The organism is Pseudomonas sp. YNh (assembly GCF_037993085.1).
Lineage (GTDB): Bacteria > Pseudomonadota > Gammaproteobacteria > Pseudomonadales > Pseudomonadaceae > Aquipseudomonas > Aquipseudomonas putida.
In genome coordinates, this window is record NZ_JBBMRJ010000035.1 from 1 (window position 1) to 20,241 (window position 20,241).

18 protein-coding genes and 1 pseudogene are annotated in these 20,241 nt (G+C 64.5%); 5 read left to right on the plus strand and 14 right to left on the minus strand.

Features of this window, described 5'->3' with window-relative positions; genetic code table 11:
• The 4 genes from WF331_RS25410 to WF331_RS25425 form a co-directional block, all read right to left on the minus strand.
• Window positions 1–421: DUF1016 N-terminal domain-containing protein (locus WF331_RS25410; RefSeq protein WP_340623388.1), on the minus strand; the 421-nt coding region annotated here is incomplete at its 3' end.
• Between the two features lie 144 nt (window positions 422–565).
• Entirely contained in the window at window positions 566–1,957 is a 1,392-nt protein-coding gene (locus WF331_RS25415; RefSeq protein ID WP_016501678.1) for an amino acid permease, read from the minus strand.
• A gap of 398 nt (window positions 1,958–2,355) precedes the next feature.
• Window positions 2,356–3,711 carry a glucarate dehydratase gene (gene gudD / locus WF331_RS25420; RefSeq protein ID WP_049824903.1) on the minus strand — a complete coding sequence of 452 codons (1,356 nt, stop codon included), beginning with the start codon at window positions 3,709–3,711 and terminating at the stop codon, window positions 2,356–2,358.
• A 19-nt stretch (window positions 3,712–3,730) separates the two neighbouring features.
• Complete coding sequence (locus WF331_RS25425) at window positions 3,731–5,083, minus strand: MFS transporter (protein WP_016501680.1); 1,353 nt, start codon at window positions 5,081–5,083, stop codon at window positions 3,731–3,733.
• 261 nt (window positions 5,084–5,344) lie between these two features.
• Here WF331_RS25425 and WF331_RS25430 point away from each other — a divergent pair, with 261 nt between their 5' ends.
• Window positions 5,345–6,046, plus strand: coding sequence for a FadR/GntR family transcriptional regulator (locus WF331_RS25430; protein WP_016501681.1), 702 nt, complete (start codon window positions 5,345–5,347; stop codon window positions 6,044–6,046).
• 79 nt (window positions 6,047–6,125) lie between these two features.
• Here the strand turns inward: WF331_RS25430 and WF331_RS25435 are convergent, their stop codons facing one another.
• The 4 genes from WF331_RS25435 to WF331_RS25450 all read right to left on the minus strand — a co-directional run bounded on the left by WF331_RS25435 (window position 6,126) and on the right by WF331_RS25450 (window position 9,390).
• Entirely contained in the window at window positions 6,126–7,136 is a 1,011-nt protein-coding gene (locus tag WF331_RS25435; RefSeq protein WP_016501682.1) for a zinc-dependent alcohol dehydrogenase family protein, read from the minus strand.
• 131 nt (window positions 7,137–7,267) lie between these two features.
• Complete coding sequence (locus WF331_RS25440; protein ID WP_340623389.1) at window positions 7,268–7,858, minus strand: HAD family hydrolase; 591 nt, start codon at window positions 7,856–7,858, stop codon at window positions 7,268–7,270.
• Window positions 7,855–8,724 carry an acyl-CoA thioesterase II gene (tesB, locus tag WF331_RS25445; RefSeq protein WP_016501684.1) on the minus strand — a complete coding sequence of 290 codons (870 nt, stop codon included), beginning with the start codon at window positions 8,722–8,724 and terminating at the stop codon, window positions 7,855–7,857. The genes WF331_RS25440 and tesB overlap by 4 nt, the downstream gene beginning before the upstream one ends.
• A gap of 96 nt (window positions 8,725–8,820) precedes the next feature.
• Entirely contained in the window at window positions 8,821–9,390 is a 570-nt protein-coding gene (locus tag WF331_RS25450) for a GNAT family N-acetyltransferase (protein WP_016501685.1), read from the minus strand.
• Window positions 9,391–9,569: 179 nt separating this feature from the next.
• On the opposite strand from WF331_RS25450, the gene WF331_RS25455 reads away from it, so the two are divergent.
• The 3 genes from WF331_RS25455 (at window position 9,570) to WF331_RS25465 (ending at window position 12,743) form a co-directional block, all read left to right on the plus strand.
• Entirely contained in the window at window positions 9,570–10,256 is a 687-nt protein-coding gene (locus WF331_RS25455) for a lipopolysaccharide core heptose(II)-phosphate phosphatase PmrG (protein WP_016501686.1), read from the plus strand.
• 182 nt (window positions 10,257–10,438) lie between these two features.
• Entirely contained in the window at window positions 10,439–11,353 is a 915-nt protein-coding gene (locus WF331_RS25460) for a histone deacetylase family protein (protein WP_016489319.1), read from the plus strand.
• Window positions 11,354–11,501: 148 nt separating this feature from the next.
• Window positions 11,502–12,743, plus strand: coding sequence for a TIGR03862 family flavoprotein (locus tag WF331_RS25465; protein ID WP_340623390.1), 1,242 nt, complete (start codon window positions 11,502–11,504; stop codon window positions 12,741–12,743).
• A 35-nt stretch (window positions 12,744–12,778) separates the two neighbouring features.
• Here WF331_RS25465 and WF331_RS25470 read toward each other — a convergent pair whose 3' ends face one another.
• The 5 genes from WF331_RS25470 to WF331_RS25490 all read right to left on the minus strand — a co-directional run bounded on the left by WF331_RS25470 (window position 12,779) and on the right by WF331_RS25490 (window position 17,218).
• Window positions 12,779–14,101: a DEAD/DEAH box helicase gene (locus WF331_RS25470; RefSeq protein ID WP_016501688.1), complete on the minus strand. Its 1,323-nt coding sequence runs from the start codon at window positions 14,099–14,101 to the stop codon at window positions 12,779–12,781.
• Window positions 14,102–14,156: 55 nt separating this feature from the next.
• Window positions 14,157–15,077, minus strand: a complete 921-nt coding sequence (yedA, locus tag WF331_RS25475) for a drug/metabolite exporter YedA (RefSeq protein WP_340623391.1) — start codon at window positions 15,075–15,077, stop codon at window positions 14,157–14,159.
• Between the two features lie 122 nt (window positions 15,078–15,199).
• Window positions 15,200–15,805: a 3'-5' exonuclease gene (locus tag WF331_RS25480; RefSeq protein WP_049275210.1), complete on the minus strand. Its 606-nt coding sequence runs from the start codon at window positions 15,803–15,805 to the stop codon at window positions 15,200–15,202.
• Window positions 15,806–15,814: 9 nt separating this feature from the next.
• The gene (locus tag WF331_RS25485; protein WP_016501691.1) at window positions 15,815–16,294 is read right to left on the minus strand and encodes an NYN domain-containing protein; all 480 of its coding nucleotides are present in this window, start codon (window positions 16,292–16,294) and stop codon (window positions 15,815–15,817) included.
• 159 nt (window positions 16,295–16,453) lie between these two features.
• Entirely contained in the window at window positions 16,454–17,218 is a 765-nt protein-coding gene (locus WF331_RS25490; protein WP_016501692.1) for a DUF2076 domain-containing protein, read from the minus strand.
• Between the two features lie 167 nt (window positions 17,219–17,385).
• On the opposite strand from WF331_RS25490, the gene WF331_RS25495 reads away from it, so the two are divergent.
• The gene (locus WF331_RS25495; RefSeq protein WP_016501693.1) at window positions 17,386–18,042 is read left to right on the plus strand and encodes a YciC family protein; all 657 of its coding nucleotides are present in this window, start codon (window positions 17,386–17,388) and stop codon (window positions 18,040–18,042) included.
• Between the two features lie 36 nt (window positions 18,043–18,078).
• On the opposite strand, the pseudogene hrpB reads toward WF331_RS25495, so the two are convergent.
• Window positions 18,079–20,238 (minus strand): annotated as a pseudogene (hrpB, locus tag WF331_RS25500) (ATP-dependent helicase HrpB); the annotation flags it as partial.
• Window positions 20,239–20,241 lie beyond the last annotated feature (3 nt).

Genomic DNA, 20,241 nt, shown 5'->3' on the forward strand with positions numbered 1-20,241 from the left:
AACTAAACGGCAAACTCAGTGGCCAGAGCCATGATGAGTTACACCACTTCCTGGGACACGATCTAAGGTTATGGGTCCAAGGCAATTGTGTCAGCAGTGCTGACACTTTCTCGTCATTCCGATACGCCTCATAGAACTGCCGCATGCGGAAGAGATTGCGCTTTGTAAAGCCACGCAGCCCAGGCTGCGTCTGAGCCAGGTGTGCTGCCAGCTGGCTTACTACAGATTCCCCCCACTCAGCTCGCTCCAGCTTGCGGCTGATGTAAGCCCCCACCTGCCAGTACAAATCGATCAATTGTGTATTGACCGCCTGCACCGCACGTTGCCTAGCATTTTTAATCAACCCGAGCACTTCCTCGAACCGGTCATCCTTAACCGAAAGACAGGCGGTCGGCGCTTGTGTTTTTTGTTCAGCGCTCATGCATCGACTCCCTTTGTGAATTCGACAGGAAGTCTACCCCCGACGAGCCAGCGCCCGGTCGCCCGCGCCGCCAGACAAGTGTTTCAAAAAAACAAAGGGCACCCATCCAGGGGTGCCCTTCGCCCTACCGCCAGGTGAACTCAATCACCCCATCGACCGCGCCCCCACCGGTTGCGCATGGCCGCGCGAGGTCACGATCCCCAGGAAGGAAATCACGATCGCCAGGCCCAATGTAGAGCTGACCTCCACCCGGTGCTCGGGCGTGTACATCATCACTGCCAGCGCCCCGGCAATGAAGATGATCACCGCCCAGGTAAGGTACGGGAACAGCCACATGCGGAACTTCAGCTCGGTGTTCTCGCGCTCCAGCCGGCGGCGCATGCGCAGCTGCGAAATGGCGATGACCATGTACACCAGCAGGGCGATGGCCCCGGAGCTGGCCAGCAGGAACTCGAACACGCCCTTCGGTGCGAAGTAGTTGAGCACGGCGATGGCTGCGCCGATCAGGGTGCTGCCAAACACTGCAGCGCGCGGTACGCCAACCTTGGAGGTCTTGTTGAGGAAGGCCGGGGCGTCACCGCGCTTGGCCAGCGAATACATCATCCGCGAAGCAATGTAGATCGACGAGTTCATGCAGCTGGTCACAGCCACCAGCACCACCAGGTCGACCATGAACGCCGCGTTGGGGATGTTCATGATTTCCAGCGCACGCTGGTACGAGCCCACCACCGCCAACTGCGGGTCGTTCCACGGCACCACCGAAATGATCACGAAGATCGACAGGATGTAGAAGGTGCTGATTCGCCAGATAACCGAGCGGGTGGCTTTGGCGATGTTGCGCGAAGGGTCGCTGGATTCGGACGCGGCGATGGTCACCGCCTCGGTGCCGATGAAGCTGAACATCACGGTGATGAACGCACCGACCACTGCCGACCAGCCCTTCGGCGCAAAGCCGCCGTACTCGGCCATCAGCCCGCTCAGGCCGCTGACCTCGCGGTTGGGCAGCCAGCCCATCAGTGCGGCAAAGCCCAGGCCGATGAAACCCAGAATCGCCGTAACTTTCAGGATGGCGAACCAGAACTCGAACTCACCGTACTTGGCCACGCTGAACAGGTTGGTGCAGGCCAGCAGCAGTACCGAGGCCAGGGCGAAGATCCAGCTGTCCACCTGCGGGAACCAGGCGTTCAGCACATGCCCGGCAGCCAGTGCTTCGATAGGGATTACCAGTACCCAGAACCACCAGTACAGCCAGCCGATGGTGTAGCCGGCCCAGCGGCCGATGGCCTGGTCGGCGTAGGTGGAAAACGATCCGGTATCAGGGTGTGCCACGGCCATTTCGCCGAGCATGCGCATGACCAGTACCACCAGGGTTCCGGCCACGAAATACGAAACTATGGTAGCTGGCCCGGCCGCCGCGATGGCGTGACCAGAGCCTACGAAAAGTCCGGCGCCGATGATGCCGGCGATGGACAGCATCGTTACATGACGAGGCTTGAAACCTTGTGCAAGGTTGCCATCAGATCCCACGGTGCTCATTGATGTTGTTCTCTTTTTGCTGACACAAGGATGGACGGGCAGGCGTAGGCGAAAATATCTCCTTTCAAATCAGTTAGTCGACAGGTTGCTCGCGCGCTGTTGTTGATCTTTGGCGCGCATCACAGAGCAACGAGTCCGTGCGGTTCGGGCTTCATTTAAGCCTCGCAGGGCTGCGGGAAATTACACGAGAACGCCCCGGAACTGTTCGATCACGACAGGGCAGTTCCATTACCGCCAGATGTCGCGAATGGCATGCCCGATCGCGCCACCGGGCCATCTGGCGCTTTTGTTTTTCATTTGGATGTGTGTTGCCAGTGCCGGCCCAGGCAATTTCAGCTACTCACAAAAAAGCCCCGATCACCCGGGGCTGTCTTTGCACTGCGGGGCCTGTAACCGCTTCAACGCACCAGGCAAGGCCGCTTGTTATCGAAGCGCCAGCCCGGAATCAGAAACTGCATCGCCACGCTGTCATCCCGCGCCCCCAACCCCATGTTGCGGTAGCAATCATGGGCCTTGGCCAACTGGTCCTCATCCAGTTCCACCCCCAGCCCCGGCCGGGGCGGTACCCGCACGTGCCCGTCCACTATGCGCAGCGGTTCACGGGTAAGGCGCTGGCCGTCCTGCCAGATCCAGTGGGTGTCGATTGCGGTGATCTCGCCCGGTGCCGCAGCCGCCACCTGGGTGAACATCGCCAGCGAAATGTCGAAGTGGTTGTTCGAATGCGAACCCCAGGTCAGCCCCCAGTCATTGCACATCTGCGCCACCCGCACCGAACCCTGCAAGGTCCAGAAGTGCGGGTCGGCCAGCGGAATATCCACTGCCTGCGACTGGATCGCATGGCCCATCTGCCGCCAGTCGGTGGCAATCATGTTGGTAGCGGTGCGCAGGCCGGTGGCACGGCGGAACTCGGCCATCACTTCACGGCCCGAGTAACCGTTCTCGGCGCCGCAGGGGTCTTCGGCATAGGCCAGCACGTGATGCTTGTCGCGACATAGGGCAATGGCCTCTTTCAGTGACCAGGCGCCGTTGGGGTCAAGCGTGATTCGCGCTTCAGGGAAGCGCTCGGCCAGCGCCGTCACGGCTTCCATCTCCTCCTCGCCACGCAGCACGCCGCCCTTGAGCTTGAAGTCGCTGAAGCCATAGCGCTGCCTGGCCGCCTCGGCCAGGCGCACCACCGCCTCGGGGGTCAGGGCCTTTTCGTGGCGCACGCGGAACCAGTCGTCATCAGCGTCGGCTTCGTTGCGGTAGGCCAGGTTGGTCTGCTGACGATCGCCGATGTAGAACAGGTAACCCAGCATCTTCACCGCATCGCGCTGCTGCCCCTCGCCTAGCAGGGCCGCCATGGGCACGTTGAGGTGCTGGCCAAGCAGGTCGAGCAGCGCCGACTCGATGGCCGTTACCGCATGCACGGTAATCCGCAGGTCGAATGTTTGCAGGCCACGGCCCGCCGAGTCACGGCTGGCGAAGGTCTGGCGCATGGCATTGAGCACGCGCTGGTAGTGGCCGACCGGCTGGCCGACTACCAGGCTGCGGGCGTCTTCCAGGGTCTGGCGAATCTGTTCACCGCCAGGCACCTCGCCCAGCCCGGTATTGCCAGCGCTGTCGCGCAGTACCACCACGTTGCGGGTGAAATACGGGCCATGGGCGCCACTGAGGTTGAGCAGCATGCTGTCATGGCCGGCCACGGGGATCACCCGCAGGTCGGTGACCACCGGGGTGCTGGTATGAACGGCGGGGTTGGTCTGCATATTCATGATTGTTGTCTCGCAGTATTCAGTGGGTCTGGCCCAGGGCCGAGGGGGCCTTGAGGTCATCGGAAGGGGCGCCCTTTGGGCGAATGCGTACGAAGAAGATGGCAATGGCCGCCAGCACCGAGGTCACGGCCAGGCCATACAGCCCACCCTGGATCGAGCCGGTCTGCTGCTCCAGCAGGCCGAAGGTGGTGGGGGCAACAAAGCCCCCGAGGTTGCCGACCGAGTTGATCAGGGCGATCACTGCCGCCGCGATGCGGGCATCCAGGTAACCCTGCGGGATCGGCCAGAACAGTGACGATGCCGACTTGAAACCGATGGCCGCAAAGCACACGGCGACAAAGGCGAACACCGGGCCACCGGTGGTGGACATGAACATGCCGATGGCGGCGACCACCAGGGCACCGGCCACCCAGGCCTGCTGGAACTTCCAGCGCGCGGAGCCGGCGGCGAAGGCGTACATGGCCAGGATCGAGATCAGCCACGGGATCGAGTTGAAGAAGCCGACCTGCAGGTCGCTGAGGTCACCCATGCGCTTGATGATGCTGGGCAGCCAGAAGGTGGCAGCGTAGATGGTCAACTGGATGCAGAAGTAGATCACGCAGAACAGCACGATCTGGCGGTCCTTGAGCAGGCTCCAGGCCGAAGCCTTGACCGTACCCACGGCTTCGCGCTCATGCTGCTCGCGGTCGATGGTGGCCACCAGCGCGTCCTGCTCGGCCTGGCTCAACCACTTGGCATCGTGCGGCTTGGAGTCCAGCCAGAAAAACACGAAGAAGCACAAGGCGACCGAGGCCATGCCTTCGATGAACAGCATCCACTGCCAGCCATGCATGCCCAGGCCCTGGATCTGCATCAACGCCCCGGCCAGCGGCCCGGAAATCAGCGAAGCCAGCGCTGAACCGCTGAGGAAGATGGCAATCGCCTTGCCGCGCTCGGCGCCTGGCAGCCAGCGGGTGAAGTAGTAGATCACCCCAGGGAAGAAGCCCGCCTCGGCAACACCCAGCAGAAAGCGCAGTACGTAGAACTGGGTTTCGTTCTGCACAAAGGCCATGGCCGTGGCCACCAGCCCCCAGGTGAACATGATGCGGGTCAGCCAAAGCCGCGCCCCCACTTTTTGCAGCAGCATGTTCGAAGGCACTTCGAACAACGCGTAGCCGATGAAGAACAAGCCGGCGCCAAAGCCGTAGGCTGCAGCGCTGATGCCCAGATCGCTTTCCAGGTGCGGGCGGATGAAACCGATATTGACGCGGTCGAGGTAGTTGACGATGAACATGATGACGAACAGCGGCAGGACATGGCGCTTGACCTTGGCTACAGCACTGGCCAGGGCGTCGCCGTCATTCCGGGCAGACGGAGCGAGGATGTCGTTCACGTGCGAATCTCCCACTAATTGTTTTTGTGCGGGTCTTGGTTGTCTGACATGGCAGTGGGGATGAGCATATTCGCGACGAGGTTGTACGACAAGATCAACAGTGTCGGCAAAATGGCAAAATACAAGCTGTCACAATGCCAATATGCTGCGATCTTTCAAAAGTACAGAAGTCAAATGCCAGCTTGGAGGCATAAAAAAACGGCAAAAAATAATTTTATGGATTAACTTGTCGTACAAGTACAGCGCGAACCGGATCACACCATGGACCCCGAACACGCCCGCAAACGCGGCCACAGCCGCGCCCATGACCTGGTCTCCAGCCTGACCCAGCAGATTTTGCTGGGCACCTTCAAGCCGGGTGACAAGCTGCCCTCAGAGAACACACTGGTGCGCGAGCATGGCGTCAGCCGCACGGTGGTGCGTGAAGCCTTGTCCAAGTTGCAGGCTTCCGGGCTGGTGGAGCCGCGCCACGGTATCGGTACCTTCGTGATGGAGCGCCAGGCCCAGGCCGGGCTGCGCATCGCGGCGGAAAGCGCGGCGAATGTGCGCGACCTGCTGGAGCTGCGCATTGGCCTGGAAGGCCAGGCCGCCGCCCTGGCTGCGCTGCGCCGTGACGAGGGGCACCTGGTGCGCATGCGCCAGGCGCTGGATGACTATCAGGACCTGGCAGCCGCCGGCGACAGCTGTATCGAGCCCGACCGACGTTTCCACCTGCTGATTGCCGAGGCCACCGGCAACCTGTACTTCACCGAAATGCTGCTGCATCTGGGCAACAGCCTGATCCCGCGCAACCGCATGGCCCTGGCCGAACGCGGCGGGGCGAAGCTGGCGCGGCAGGCGTACCTGGCCAACCTGGAGCATGAGGCAGTCCTCAATGCCATCCGCCGGCAAGACCCGGACGCAGCGCGGGCGGCGGTCTGCCTGCACCTGTCCAACAGCCGCGACCGTTTGCTGCCGGACTAGAGGCCGCTGCGCAGCCCTTAGCGGGCACGCCCGCTCCCACAGGTACCGCGTATGGGCAGGGCGTGTGGGAATCCAGCCCTCACCAGGTCAGGCAGATCTTGCCGAAATGCCGGTTGCTTTCCTGGTAGCGGAACGCCTCGACGATCTGCTCCAGTTCGAAGTGCTTGTCCACCACCGGCCGCAGGCCGTTGGCATCGATCGCGCGCACCATCGCCTGCTGCTGGGCGCGGCTGCCCACCAGCACACCTTGCAGGCGAATCTGCCGCACCAGCGCCTGCACCAGCGGCAGCTGACCGGCCACGCCGGTAAGGATGCCGATCAGCGACACATGCCCACCGATGCGCGCGGCAATCATCGACTGTTCCAGCGTCGCCGGGCCACCCACCTCGATCACATGGTCGACACCACGGTTGTCGGTGAGCGCGCGCACTTTCTCGCCCCAGGCCGGGGTGCTCTTGTAGTTGATCAGGTGGTCGGCGCCCAGGGCCTTCAAGCGCTCCAGCTTGGCGTCGCTGGACGATGTGGCGATCACCGTGGCGCCAGCCAGCTTGGCAAACTGCAGGGCGAAGATCGACACACCACCGGTGCCCTGCACCAGCACCGTGTCGCCAGGCTTGAGGTGGTCGTCGCTCATCAGCGCACGCCAGGCGGTAAGGCCAGCGGTGGTCAGGGTAGCGGCTTCGGCATGGCTGAAGCCTTTGGGCGCCAGGGTGAACGCGGTGGCGCGGGCGGTCACCTGTTCGCGGGCATAGCCGTCGAGGCCGTCACCGGGCACCCGGGCAAAGCCCTCGACATTGGCCTGGCCGTCGAGCCAGTCGGGGAAGAAGGTGCTGACCACATCGTCGCCGACCTGGAACTCGCTGACGCCTTCGCCCACCGCAACCACTTCGCCGGCGCCATCGGCCATGGGGATACGCCGCTCGCTCGGGCCCCACATGCCGCTGACCACGGCAAAGTCATGGTAGTTGAGGGAGCTGGCGTGCAGGCGCACGGTGATTTCGCCGGCCTTGGGGGCCTGGGCCTCGCTGGTGCCGACCTCGACCTTGTCGTAGCCGCCGCCGGGTTGTACGTAGATGGCCTTGCTGGTCATGGGTGGGTCTCCGTATCAGAGGAAAGAATGGGGTTGAGCATAGACAGGTCCGGCCCCACAGACCTGAGACTTGCACAATACTTGTGGGAGCGGGCATGCCCGCGAAGAGGCCCGCGTTGCCGACACAAGAATCAGCCCAGCATCACCTTCAGTGCCCGGCAATCGGCCGCATGCCAATCCACCAGTTCCGGCCATGGGTTATCCGGCAGATTCACCAGCACCGTGCGTGCGCCTGCAGCACGCCCACAGTACAGGTCAAACCGGTAATCCCCCACCATTACCAGCTCGCTTGGCGCCACGCCCCAGGCACTGGCGATCTTCAGTAGCCCGTCCGGGCTCGGCTTGGGCGCCGCTTCGTCACGCCCCAGAATGTGCTCCACCGGGAAGCAGTCTGCCAGGCCGATGGCCTCCAGCGTCACATGCGCCAGCTCGCGGGCATTGCGCGTCAGAATACCCAGCCGACACCCGCGCCCGGCCAGCTCGCGCACCAGCTCCACCGCGCCGGTGGCCGCCGTGGAGGCAACTGCCAAATCGCGTTCATGCTCCAGCAACCAGGCATGCTTGGCTGCCGATACCTCTGCGGGCAAGGCCGCCAGGTGAGTGAGGATGTCGTGCTCGGCGGGGATGTCCAACGCCACGCGAATAGCGTCGAAATCATGCACGGCCACGGTCAGGGTGCCGTCCATGTCGAACACCCAGTTGCGTACCTCGCCCAGGCTCATGCCCAGTCCTTGCGGTGGCGAATCAGGCCTTCCTGGCTCGACGATGCCACCAGTTGCCCGGCCTGGTTGAAGATGCTGCCGCGGCAGAAACCGCGGGAATTCCCGGCCCAAGGGCTGTCGGTTGCATACAGCAGCCACTCGTCGGCGCGCAGGTTGCCATGGAACCACAGCGAATGGTCGAGGCTGGCGATCTGCATGTCGCGCTGCCACACCGACTTGCCATGGGGCAGCAACGCCGTGGTCAGCAGGCCGAAGTCCGAGGCATAGGCCAGCAGGTACTTGTGCAGGGCGGGAACGTCGGGCAGGTTGCCGTCGGCGCGGAACCAGGCGTACTTCAGCGGGTCGCCAGGCTTGGGGTTGAACGGGTCGCGCTCGGTGACCGGGCGGATCTCGATCGGCTTGGCGCACAGCACTTTGTCGCGAATACGCTCGGGCAACTGGTCGGCCATGGCGCGGGCCAGCTCCACCTCGGTGGGCAGGTTTTCCGGGCCGACCACGTCAGGCATTTGCGCCTGGTGCTCGAACCCTTCCTCGTCGTACTGGAACGACGCGCTGCAGGTGAAGATGGTCTGGCCCTTCTGGATCGCCGTTACCCGCCGGGTGCTGAAGCTGCCGCCATCGCGCACGCGGTCCACCGAGTACACCACCGGCAGGCTGGCATCACCCGGGCGCAGGAAGTAGCCGTGCAACGAATGCACATGGCGGGCGTCCTCGACCGTCTGGCTGGCCGCCGACAAGGACTGGCCCAGCACTTGCCCACCGTACAGCTGGCGGAAGCCCAGGTCCTGGCTACGCCCACGGAACAGGTTCTCCTCGATGGATTCGAGGCTCAACAGGTCGACCAGGTCGTCCAACACATGACTCATTGGGGGTTCTCCTCGCAAGGCAACACGTCTCTACAGCGCTCGTTATGAAGGCAAATGATACAGGGTTTGTCATTCGCGCCGGGCATGGCCGTGCATTCAGGCGCGCAGGGTGCGCTCCCAGTGTGCGCGGTCGATGCGGTACAGCACGTGCGGGCGCAGCGGGTGGCCCTTGGCCAGGCGGGGGTGTTCGAAGCTGCCGTTCAGGTCCTGCTGCATGCCGATGGCTTGCATCACCTTCTGCGACGGCAGGTTGCTCTCGCTAGTGAACGACACCACTTCTTCCAGGCGCAATTGGGCGAAAGCACAACGCAGGCAGGTCCACGCCGCCTCACTGGCAAAGCCCAGGCCCCAGTGGCGACGTGCCAGGCGCCAGCCGATCTCCACCGCCGGGGCAAAGGGTGCCTCGAAGTTGACATTGAGCAACCCGGTCATGCCGATGAACGCGCCGCTGTCCTTGCGCTCCAGCGCCCACAGGCCAAAGCCGTACTCATTGAAATGCCCGCGCACACGGCCGATCAACGCAGCCGCCTCAACGCGCGTCAGCGGCGCCGGAAAGTAGCGCATCACCTGGGGGTCGGCACACAGCGCGGCGAACTCGCGCAAATCATCGTCATGCCATTGGCGCAGCACCAGCCGTGCGCTTTCCAGTTGGAGAATGGGGGTCATGGGGCCTGCTCCGGTTTACCGCCTTGCAGTTTACAGCGTAGGCGCGGGCGCGGGTTTCACCCAACCGGCAGCAGCCGAATGCAATTTTCACACGCCCTTCACCGGCCCCCGACAGGCCGCTTGGCAGGATGCCGCCATCCACCTCCGCGCCAGCCGCGGCACTGCCAACGGAGCAACCCATGCTATCGAGCAACACCCTGGGGCACCCTGCCATTCATGCCCGGCGCAAGCGACGCCTGTCACGCAAGGCCCTCGGTGCCGCCCTTGGCCTGTGCATGGTCGTGGCGGCGTTGACCACCTGGCTGGCGACGAGGACGCACATCGTGGACCTTGGTAACGAGCAACAACTGAGTGACAGCGGCCTGTTGCAGGACTGGGCCGACGGGGCTGTGATCGTGATGATCCGCCACGCAGAACGCTGCGACAGCGCCCCCGGGCCCTGCCTGGACGACCCCACCGGCATCACCGTGGCCGGCAGCCAGGCCGCTGGCCGCGTTGGCCAGGGGCTGCACCAACTGGGCCTGAACAACGCCGACATGCTCAGCAGCCCGAAGCTGCGCACCCGGCAAACCGCGCACTTCATCCTCGGCCAGGCGGTGGCCAGCGAGGATTGGCTGGAAGGCTGTGACAACCAGTTCGCCAGTGAAGCACTGTCACGCAAGCGCCCCGGCCACAACCTGGTGCTGGTGACCCACAACGGCTGCATCGACCACTTCGCCCGCCAGCAGAACGTTACCGGTGGCGAGCGCCAGAGTGACTATGCCAGCGCCCTGTTCGTGTCGGTGGATGGCAATGGCAAAGCACGCATCCTCGGGCGACTGAACGAACCTGACTGGCAACGGGTACTGGCCAGCGCCGCCAAGTGATGCAGGCAATCACAATTCCCTTGTAGGAGCAGCCTTGTGCTGCGAAGAGGCCATTACTGCCACAGAAACCTGTTTGTCATACCGGCCCTTTCGCAGCACAAGGCTGCTCCTACAGGCGATTGGGCAGCAAAGCGGCCCCGGCCATGGCAAGATCAGCACTGGCCCTGATTGCGACCCCATCCATGCCGTTGCCGCTGATCTACCACGAAGACTACAGCCCGGAGTTCCCCGCCGAACACCGCTTCCCGATGGACAAGTTCCGCCTGCTGCATGACCACCTGGTAGACAGCGGGCTGACCACCGACCAGGCATTGCTGCGCCCGGACATCTGCCCCAACGACATCCTCGCCCTGGCCCACGACCGTGGCTACATCGAGCGCTACATGAACGGCGACCTGTCCCGCGAAGACCAGCGTCGCCTCGGCCTGCCCTGGAGCGAAGCCCTGGCCCGGCGCACGGTGCGGGCAGTGGGTGGCTCGCTGCTGACCGCCGAGATGGCGCTGCAACATGGCATCGCCTGCCACCTCGCCGGTGGCACCCACCATGCCCATTACGACCACCCCGCCGGCTTCTGCATCTTCAACGACCTGGCCGTGATCAGCCGCTACCTGCTGGAGGCTGGCCGGGTACACCGGGTACTGATCTTCGATTGCGATGTGCACCAGGGTGACGGCACCGCGCGCATCCTGCACGACACCCCTGAAGCCATAACCGTGTCGTTGCATTGTGAACAGAATTTCCCGGCCCGCAAGGCGCAGAGCGACTGGGACATTCCCCTGCCTCGTGGCATGGGCGATGCGGCCTACCTGAAGGTGGTGGACGACACCCTCAACTACCTGCTGCCGCTCTATCAACCCGACCTGGTGCTGTATGACGCCGGCGTCGATGTGCACAAGGACGACGCCCTGGGCTACCTGCAACTGACTGACGCCGGCCTGGCTGCCCGTGACGAAGCGGTGCTGCGCCATTGCCTGGGCCGTGACATCCCGGTGGTTGGCGTAATCGGCGGCGGCTACAGCAAGGACCGCGAAGCGTTGGCCAGGCGCCATGGCATCCTGCACCACAGCGCGGCACGCGTCATCGGTTGTTCACAATGACTGTGGAACCGCTTGTGGATAACCTGCGGGAAAGGCGCTGTAGCCCTTTGCACACAAGGCCTGCAGAACTCTGATCGTTTTTTGACCAGTGCCTGCATGGGCAGCGCTGCGCTAGAATGCGCATCTTTTCCACAGCCTGCTGCCCACCATGCCCGATCTAAACCCCGCCTCCCCTCCCCTCGCCGTCGTTATCGGCGGCGGCCCCGCCGGCCTCATGGCCGCCGAAGCGCTGGCCCAGGCAGGCCTGGCGGTCGAGGTGTTCGACGCCATGCCTTCGGTAGGGCGCAAGTTCCTGCTCGCGGGGGTTGGCGGCATGAACATCACCCACTCCGAGCCATACCCGGCGTTCGTTTCACGCTATGCCGAGCGCCAGGGCGAAGTCGATGCGCTGCTGCGCGACTTCGACGCCGACGCCTTGCGCCAGTGGATTCACGGCCTGGGCATCGAAACTTTCGTCGGCACCTCGGGGCGGGTGTTCCCCGCCGACATGAAGGCCGCGCCATTGCTGCGCGCCTGGCTCAAGCGCCTGCGCGACAGCGGGGTAGTTATCCACACCCGCCACCGCTGGTTGGGCTGGAACGCCGAGGGTGCCTTGCGGATCGCTTATCCACAGGGCGAGCGCGCGGTGAAGGCTGCAGTCGTGGTACTGGCGCTGGGTGGCGGCAGTTGGGCGCGGCTTGGTTCGGATGGCGCCTGGCAGCCATTGCTGGCCGAACGGGCTGTGGATATCTCGCCTGTGCAGCCCAGCAACTGCGGGTTTGAGGTGGAAGGCTGGAGCGCGTTGCTGAAGGACAAGTTCGCCGGCGCGCCGTTGAAGAACATTGCCCTCAGCATACCGGGCAGTGCACCGCGCAAGGGCGAGTTCATCCTCACTGCCCAAGGTGTGGAAGGCAGCCTGGTGTATGCCTGGTCGGCGCCGGTGCGCGAGGCCATCAACCGCGAAGGCCGAGGGGTATTGCTGCTCGACCTGCTGCCGGACAAGCCTGTGGACAAGATTGCCCAGGCACTGGCCAAGCCACGCGGTTCACGCTCCATGGCCAAACATCTGCACAGCCAGCTGGGCATTGATGGCGTGAAGGCGGCGCTGCTGCGCGAGCTGACCGATCAGGCGAGCTTTGCCGACCCACTGGTGCTGGCGCGGGCGATCAAGGCATTGCCGATCACATTGGTGCGTACGCGGCCACTGGATGAAGCAATCAGCAGTGCCGGCGGGGTACGCTTCGAGGGGCTGGATGAGGGGTTGATGGTCAAGGGCATGCCGGGGGTGTTCTGTGCCGGCGAGATGCTGGACTGGGAGGCGCCGACCGGGGGGTATCTGCTGACGGCTTGCTTCGCCAGCGGGTTGCGCGCCGGGCGGGCGGCGGCGGATTGGGTCACGCGGGCTTCCTGACAGATTTTTGGGGCCGCTTTGCGGCCCCAAAAATCTCAAGGCTTACGCTTACGCGGCCCACCATTGAAGCTCGGCACCTTGCGCACCGCCTTCACAGCAGGCTCCGGATCCCCACTGTCCATCCAGCGCCCCAGCCCGCGCTTGGCGCTGTTCTCTTTCGGCTTTTTGGGTTTCTTCGGCTTCTTGATCACCTGGCCACTGGCGTCGGTCATCGGCACTCGGTGATCGGGGATGAAATCCGGCTCTTCATGACGTGGCAGCGTCTGCCGGGTAAGCACTTCGATAGCCCCCAGCAACTGCACTTCATCCGCGCACACCAGCGAAATCGCCTCGCCTTTGTTACCCGCCCGCCCGGTACGGCCGATGCGGTGCACGTAATCTTCGGCAACGATCGGCAGGTCGAGGTTGACCACCAGCGGCAGGTCGTCGATATCCAGGCCACGGGCCGCCACGTCGGTTGCCACCAGCACCTGAATCTCGCGGGCCTTGAAGCTGTCCAGCGCACGCTGGCGGGTGGCCTGCGGGCGGTCACCGTGGATGCCGTCGGCGTTCACGCCTTCGGCCAGCAAGCGCGCCACCAGCTGGTCGACACCATTACGGGTCTTGGCAAACACCAGCACCTGCGTCCAGCGCTGCTTGCGCAGCAGGTGGCAGAACAGGTCTTCCTTGCGCTTCTTGTCCACAGGTACCAGCCACTGCTTGACGCTGGTCGCGGTGGCGTTGCGCGGGCTCACTTCGATACTGATCGGATCGTTCAGGGCCAGCCCGGCCAGCACGCGAATCTGGTCAGAGAACGTGGCGGAAAACAACAGCGTCTGGCGCTTGCGGGGCAGCGCGGCGTACACCGATTGCAGTTCTTCGGCAAAGCCCAGGTCGAGCATGCGGTCGGCTTCGTCCAGCACCAGGGTCTGCACCTGGTTGAACTTGACCGCGTTTTGCCGGAACAGATCGAGCAAGCGGCCCGGGGTGGCCACCAACAGGTCGACGCCACGGCGCAGGCGCATCATCTGCGGGTTGATGCTGACGCCGCCGTACACCGCGTAAGTGCTCAGCGGCAGGTTCTCGGCGTACTCGCGCACGTTGTTGTGCACTTGCTCGGCCAGCTCGCGCGTTGGCACCAGCACCAGCGCGCGGATCGAGTTGCTGGCCACCTTCTCGCCCTCCAGCGCCAGGCGCTGCAGCACGGGCAGGGCAAAGCCTGCGGTCTTGCCGGTGCCGGTCTGGGCTGCGGCCATCAGGTCGCGGCCGGCCAGCACGGCGGGGATGGCCTTGGCCTGCACCGGGGTCGGGGTGGTGTAGTCCAGCTGCTGCAGGGTGCGCAGCAGCGGTTCGATCAGGCCGAGTTTGGCGAAATTCATGGCAATACCGTCAGGGGGTTCAGCGAAGGCGGCAAGTTTACCGCATCACCCCGTCCTACTTGCAGATTTCGCCTTCCAGCGGCTGCGTAGGCGCAGGTGCCTTGCGCCACTGTGGCAGGCCGATCAGCACCACCGCACCGATAATCACCGCCATGGCCACGCACTCCTCTGCGCCAATCTGTTCGCCGGCAAAGACGATGCCCAGCAGCACGGCAACCGCCGGGTTGACGTAGGCATAGCTGGTGGCCGCCGCCGGGCGTACGTTCTTGAGCAGGTACATGTAGGCGCTGAACGCCAGGATCGAGCCAAAGAACACCAGATAGGCCAACGCACCCCAGCCGGCCGCGGTCGGCATCTGCGTCATACGCTCCCCAGACAGCACGCTGCCCAGCAACAGCGCCGCGCCACCCACCAGCATTTCCGCCGCGCTGGCCATCGGCCCCTGGGGCAATTGCAAGCTCTTGCTCCACACCGAGCCGAACGCCCACGACGCCGCCGCGAAAATGATCAGGGCCGCACCCATCGGGCTTGCCTGCAAGTTGGAACCCAGGTTCAGCAGGCCGATACCCACCAGCCCCAGGGCAATCCCCGCCCACTCCAGCCGCGAGTTGCGGTGCCCGAACAACAGGCCGAACAACAAGGTGAACAAGGGCACTGTCGCCACGGCCAGCGCCGCCACGCCCGATGCCACCCCGGCATGTTCGGCCACGGTCACACCACCGTTGCCACAGCTGAGCAGCAGAAAGCCGATTGCCCCTGCCGCCCGCCACTGCGCCCAGGTCGGCGCCGGCGCACCGCGCCAGCGCAGAAAACCGTACAGCAGCCCCCCAGCGATCACGAAGCGCACACCAGCCATGAGCATCGGCGGCCAGCTCTCCACGCCAATACGAATGAACAGGTACGTAGAGCCCCAGACCAGGTACAAGGCCAGGAAAGCACCAATGAGCAGCAACGGGAAGCGACGGGCGGCAGGCATGGGAAAAACTCGAAATCCGTTTACGGGTGATTCAGTTTAACGGCCTGCCTGAGTGGAGTTACGTTACAGAACGGGCTCAAATGAGCGGCACACTTTTGGTGCGCACGGCTTGGACAGTAGCCTTAGCGGAACTTGGCCAGGGTTTCACGTACCTTTGCGGCAGGCACTTTCTGCAGACGGCAAAGCAGGCCATGGGACAGTTGCTGAATACCGTGGGCCTGGCGCAGTTCGCCCACCAGGTGCTGCAGCAGGTTGGCGGCCATCTCGGCATCGGCCATGGCCCGGTGCGCGGTACCGGTGTCCGGCAAGCCGGCCCAGCGTGTGAGGGTGCCCAGCTTGTGGTTCGGTGCCATCGGCAGCAGGCGCCGCGACAACAGCAGGGAGCAGGCGAACGACTGGCTGCGGCTACGGCCGATGCGACTCAGTTCGTAGTCCCAGAACTTCTGGTCAAACGCCGCGTTGTGCGCCAGCAGCGGGGTGTCGCCGACAAACTCGGCCACTTCGTTCATCACCTTGTCCACCGGTGGTGCGCTGCGCAGCATGGCGGTGGTAATCCCGGTCAGCCCGGCGACGAAGGCCGGTACCGGCACGCCAGCGTTCATCAGGCTCTGGTAGCGCTCGACGATACGCCCGCCTTCCAGCATCACCACTGCCACTTCGGTGGCGCGGCAGCCGGCGCCAGGGCTGATGCCGGTAGTTTCAAAGTCGATGACAGCAATACGTTCCATGAAGGGGCCTCAATGTTTGAGCAACAGCTTACCCTCGATGGGCACATAACGGGTGGCCGCACGGATCAGCGACAATGCGGTAAGCCCAGGCACGCCATACACCACGGCCTCTGTACCGTGGCGCTGGATCACCCGTTCCAGCAGCAGGTCGAAGTCGCCATCACCAGAGGCCAGCACCACCTGGTCGACCCGGCTGGCCGCATCGATCACATCCAGGGTAATACCCACATCCCAGTCCCCTTTGGCCGAGCCATCGCTGCGCTGGATGAAAGGCTTGAGGCGCACATCGAAACCCAGGTTGCGCAAAATCTGCTGGAACTGCTGTTGCTTGCTGTCGCCACGGTCGATGGCATAGGCCACCGCTTCGACAATTTCGCCTTCACGGCTGACGTCGGCCCACAACGCGGTGTAGTTGAAATGGCAGCCGTGGGCCTGGCGCACGGTGTAGTAGAGGTTCTGCACATCAGCGAACAGCGCGATCTTTTTCACCTGGGAACCTCATGTCTGGCCTGGAATACCGGGGGCTGCTGCGCAGCCATTCGCGGGCACGCCCGCTCCCAAAGGTGTCGTACAGGTCACCGTGGGAGCGGGCGTGCCCGCGAAGGGGCGCAAAGCGCCCCCAAAATTGCCTGCAGTATGCCAGACCTGTCAGACGTACGAATCGTCGTCCGAGAAGAACCCGCCATCGTCGCTGCCGTAATCGGTGTCGGCATAACCGCCCTGGTCACTGCCCCAACCACCGTTGTCAGCCACTTGCTGCTGCCCGCCCTGGTCGTTCCAGCCACCGCTGTCGCTGGCCGGTGCTGGCTCTTCCTTGATTACCTCGACCACTTCCTCGGGCTGTGAATTGTGGTTGAACAGGCTGCTGATGCCCTGGGCCAGCAACACACCACCGGCCACACCGGCTGCGGTCTGCATGGCCCCACCGAGGAAGCTGCTGGCACCGCCGCGCGCCGGCGCAGCGCCAAAGCCTGGCTGCTGCGGTTGCGGCTGAGCCTGCGAGAAGCCCGGTGCCGACGGCTCGCGCCAGCCACCACCGGATGCTGCAGGCGGCGCCGAAGGGCGCTGAGGCTGCACAGCCGGGGCCGCATTGCGCCCGCCCGAGCCAAAGATGCTGGACAAGAAGCCACCACCGCCGCTGCCCGGTGCGCCGGTACCGGCCTGTGCCGCCTCGGCCTGGGCGCGGGCCTGCTTCAGCTCGGCCTCCAACTGCTTGTTCTGTTCGTCGAGGCGCTTGATTGCCGCCTCCTGCACCAAAATCGCCTGGGCCATGTAGTAAGGCGCCGCCGGCTGCTGGCGCAGGTGTTGCTCGATGCACGCCTGGGCCTGCGCGTCACGCGGCTGGCTTGGGTCTTCGGCTTGCCTGATGCGGCCGAACAGGCCGTCGATCAGGGTTTGTTCTTCAGTGTTCATGGGGCGACCTCGTGGGGTAGCGGGACAACGGACAGCGTCAAAGATGGGGTGTAGCGGCACGGGATTCAATCACTGGCGCCGTGAAACTTTTTTCAGCAAGTGACAGCCCCACGCCCGCTTTGGGCTAAAGTTATGCCCCTGATTTTACTGCCATGCGATGTTGACTGATGAATCCGCTGAGCGTTCTGCGCGACTCCCTGTACTTCTTCCGCCGCCACCTGCCGAGCATTCTCCAGCTGTGCCTGCCGCTGGTGGTACTGGAGGCCCTGCTCACCCAGCTGCTGTACCGGCAGATGGGCGACCAGGCCTCGCCGGCCTACGGCATGCTGGTCAGCCTGCTGTTCTACCCGCTGTACAGCGCGGCACTGATTCTTTACCTGCACACGCGCAGCAACGGCCAGGACATCGGCAAGCGCGACCTGTTCGCCCGCGCCCTGCAGCTATGGCCGCAACTGGCCCTGCTGATCCTGATCAGCTCGCTGCTGATCATGGCCGGCCTGGCGCTGTTCATCTTCCCGGGCGTGTGGATCATGATCAACCTGGTGTTCGCCGAGTACCTGCTGGTGCTGCGCGGCCTGCCGGTGGTGCAGGCAATGCGCGAAAGCGCACGCATGACCACCGGGCACTTCATGCGCATCATGATTTGCGTGGTGGCCGTGCTGGCACCAATCTGGCTGATCGACGGGCTGCTGCTAATGGCCTTCCCCGAGCCATCGCCGGGCATGGAGCTGGCCATGGACAGCCTCAGCGGCTTCCTGCAGTTGTTCAGCACCGTGGTGCTGTACCGCCTGTTCATGCTGCTGGAGGGCGAAGCCGGGGCGTGATGCCCAGGCCCGCGTTTCGGCCAGGCAGCACCGTAATCAGGTACCCCGAGGCTTGGCCCGCGCCGTAGCTTCGGCCACCAGAGGGTCGTCCGGCCAGTAATGCTTGGGGTACCGCCCTTTGAGGTCTTTCTTCACTTCGGCATAGGTCGTGCGCCAGAAGTTGGCCAGGTCCTGGGTGACCTGCACCGGTCGGCGTGCCGGCGACAGCAGGTGCAACTTGACCTGCTGCCGGCCATTGGCGATGCGCGGGGTATCGGCCAGGCCGAACAGTTCTTGCAGGCGCACGGCGAGAATCGGCGGGGTTTCGCTGTAGTCCAGGCGGATATTCGAGCCGGACGGCACGGCCAGATGCGCGGGGGCCTGTTCTTCCAGGCGTTGCGGCAGCGGCCAGGGCAGCAGGTTGCGCAGCAGCGACGGCAGGTCCAGCGCGCTGAAGTGGCTGAGCCGGGACACTTTGCCAAGGTAGGGCTGCAACCAGTCTTCCAGGCTGGCGAGCAGCGCCTCGTCACCCAGGTCGGGCCATTCACTTTGCCCGTCCCTGTCCAGGTCCAGCTGGCGCAACAGTGCCACGCGCGCCTGCCACTGGCGCAGTTCCGGGGTCCATGTCAGCAGGTTCAGGCCTTTGCGCCGTACCAGGCCAAGCAGCGCATTGGCCCGCGCTTCGTCAGTCAGGCCCGCCAGTGGTTCACGGCTTAGTATCAGCTCACCGACTTTGGTTTGGCGTTCGGCACGCAGCACCTGCTCACGCTCGTCCCAGTCGAGTAGATCGACACGCTCGACCTGCTCGGCCAGCACATCATCAAGCAGCGCCGGGTCAAATTCTGCCGCAAGGTAGATGCGCTCTTCGCGCTGGCCCTGGCGGCTGCCCAGGTCGGCGATCACCAACCACGGGTGCTTCATCAACGCATCGACCTCGCCGAACAAGGCAGCACGGCCGTTGGCCAGGCGATACTCGGCGCCCCCTGCACGCCGCTGCTGCGCGACCCGGTCGGGATAGGCCAGCGCCAGCAAGGCGCCAAGCCAACGCGGATGGTCGGGGTCGGCGACGGCGGCCCCCGCCTTGCCGCGCAACAGCCCACGGTACTGGCGCGCAAGCTGCCGGGCGCGCTGCACGCCACCCTGGCCGCCACGGCTGGCCTTGCTCTCGCCGCTGACCAAGGCCAGCCGGCTGTGCAGGTCGGCACCGCCGCCACGCTGGATATCCCGCTCACCGAGCAACGCCGCCACATCACAGGCCATGGCGGCCAACCCCAGGCTCTGACCACGCAGCAACAAATGGGCGATGCGTGGGTGAGCCGGCAGCTCGGCCATGGCCTGGCCGTGATCGCTGAGGTTGTCGCGGCTGCCCGGTTTGAATGCCCCCAGGCGCGCCAGCAGGTCCTGAGCCTGGGTAAACGCTGCGCTGGGCGGTTGGTCGAGCCAGCTCAACTCATGCGGGGCGACGCCCCAGCGCGCCAGTTGCAAGGCCAGGCCTGCCAGGTCGGCCTGGAGGATTTCGGCGCTGCCATGGGCAGCCAGTTGGTCATGCTGGGCTTCGGACCACAGCCGGTAGCACACGCCCGGCTCCAGGCGGCCGGCACGGCCGGCACGCTGGGTGGCGCTGGCGCGGGAGATACGCTGGGTATCCAGCCGGGTCATGCCACTGCCAGGGTCAAAACGCGGCACCCGGGCCAGGCCTGCGTCGATCACGACGCGCACGCCGTCGATGGTCAGGCTGGTTTCGGCAATGTTGGTGGCCAGCACCACCTTGCGCTGGCCCTCGGGCGCCGGGTCGATGGCTGCACGCTGGGCATTGAGGTCAAGTTCGCCATGCAGCGGGCACAGCAGAATCTCCGGCCGCTCGCCCAGTGCTTCCTGCAGGCTCTGGTGCACCCGGCGGATTTCGGCCTGGCCCGGCAAGAACACCAGCACACTGCCCGTCTGGTCGGCCAGCGCCTGCAGCACGCTGTCCACGACGCGTGGCTCGATGAACTCGCCCGGCTGGAAGGGCCGCCCCCAGCGGATGTCCACCGGGTGCATGCGGCCCTCACTGCTGACCACCGGGGCGTCGTCCAGCAGCCGCGACAGGCGCTCGCCTTCCAGGGTTGCCGACATCAGCATGATCTTCAGCGGTGGGTCGTCACGCAGCAACGCGCGGCCGTTGAGGCTCAGCGCCAGGGCCAGGTCGGCATCCAGGCTGCGTTCGACCATTTTGTCATT

Excerpts from the sequence above, each read along its gene's own strand:
- WF331_RS25470 (WP_016501688.1), bottom strand. The coding sequence starts at position 14,101 with ATGAATTTCGCCAAACTCGGCCTGATCGAACCGCTGCTGCGCACCCTG.
- WF331_RS25440 (WP_340623389.1), bottom strand. The coding sequence starts at position 7,858 with ATGAGCCTGGGCGAGGTACGCAACTGGGTGTTCGACATGGACGGCACC.
- WF331_RS25435 (WP_016501682.1), bottom strand. The coding sequence starts at position 7,136 with ATGACCAGCAAGGCCATCTACGTACAACCCGGCGGCGGCTACGACAAG.
- WF331_RS25415 (WP_016501678.1), bottom strand. The coding sequence starts at position 1,957 with ATGAGCACCGTGGGATCTGATGGCAACCTTGCACAAGGTTTCAAGCCT.
- WF331_RS25480 (WP_049275210.1), bottom strand. The coding sequence starts at position 15,805 with ATGGAACGTATTGCTGTCATCGACTTTGAAACTACCGGCATCAGCCCT.
- WF331_RS25455 (WP_016501686.1), top strand. The coding sequence starts at position 9,570 with ATGCTATCGAGCAACACCCTGGGGCACCCTGCCATTCATGCCCGGCGC.
- WF331_RS25460 (WP_016489319.1), top strand. The coding sequence starts at position 10,439 with ATGCCGTTGCCGCTGATCTACCACGAAGACTACAGCCCGGAGTTCCCC.
- tesB (WP_016501684.1), bottom strand. The coding sequence starts at position 8,724 with ATGAGTCATGTGTTGGACGACCTGGTCGACCTGTTGAGCCTCGAATCC.
- yedA (WP_340623391.1), bottom strand. The coding sequence starts at position 15,077 with ATGCCTGCCGCCCGTCGCTTCCCGTTGCTGCTCATTGGTGCTTTCCTG.
- WF331_RS25495 (WP_016501693.1), top strand. The coding sequence starts at position 17,386 with ATGAATCCGCTGAGCGTTCTGCGCGACTCCCTGTACTTCTTCCGCCGC.
- WF331_RS25430 (WP_016501681.1), top strand. The coding sequence starts at position 5,345 with ATGGACCCCGAACACGCCCGCAAACGCGGCCACAGCCGCGCCCATGAC.
- WF331_RS25465 (WP_340623390.1), top strand. The coding sequence starts at position 11,502 with ATGCCCGATCTAAACCCCGCCTCCCCTCCCCTCGCCGTCGTTATCGGC.
- WF331_RS25490 (WP_016501692.1), bottom strand. The coding sequence starts at position 17,218 with ATGAACACTGAAGAACAAACCCTGATCGACGGCCTGTTCGGCCGCATC.
- gudD (WP_049824903.1), bottom strand. The coding sequence starts at position 3,711 with ATGAATATGCAGACCAACCCCGCCGTTCATACCAGCACCCCGGTGGTC.
- WF331_RS25450 (WP_016501685.1), bottom strand. The coding sequence starts at position 9,390 with ATGACCCCCATTCTCCAACTGGAAAGCGCACGGCTGGTGCTGCGCCAA.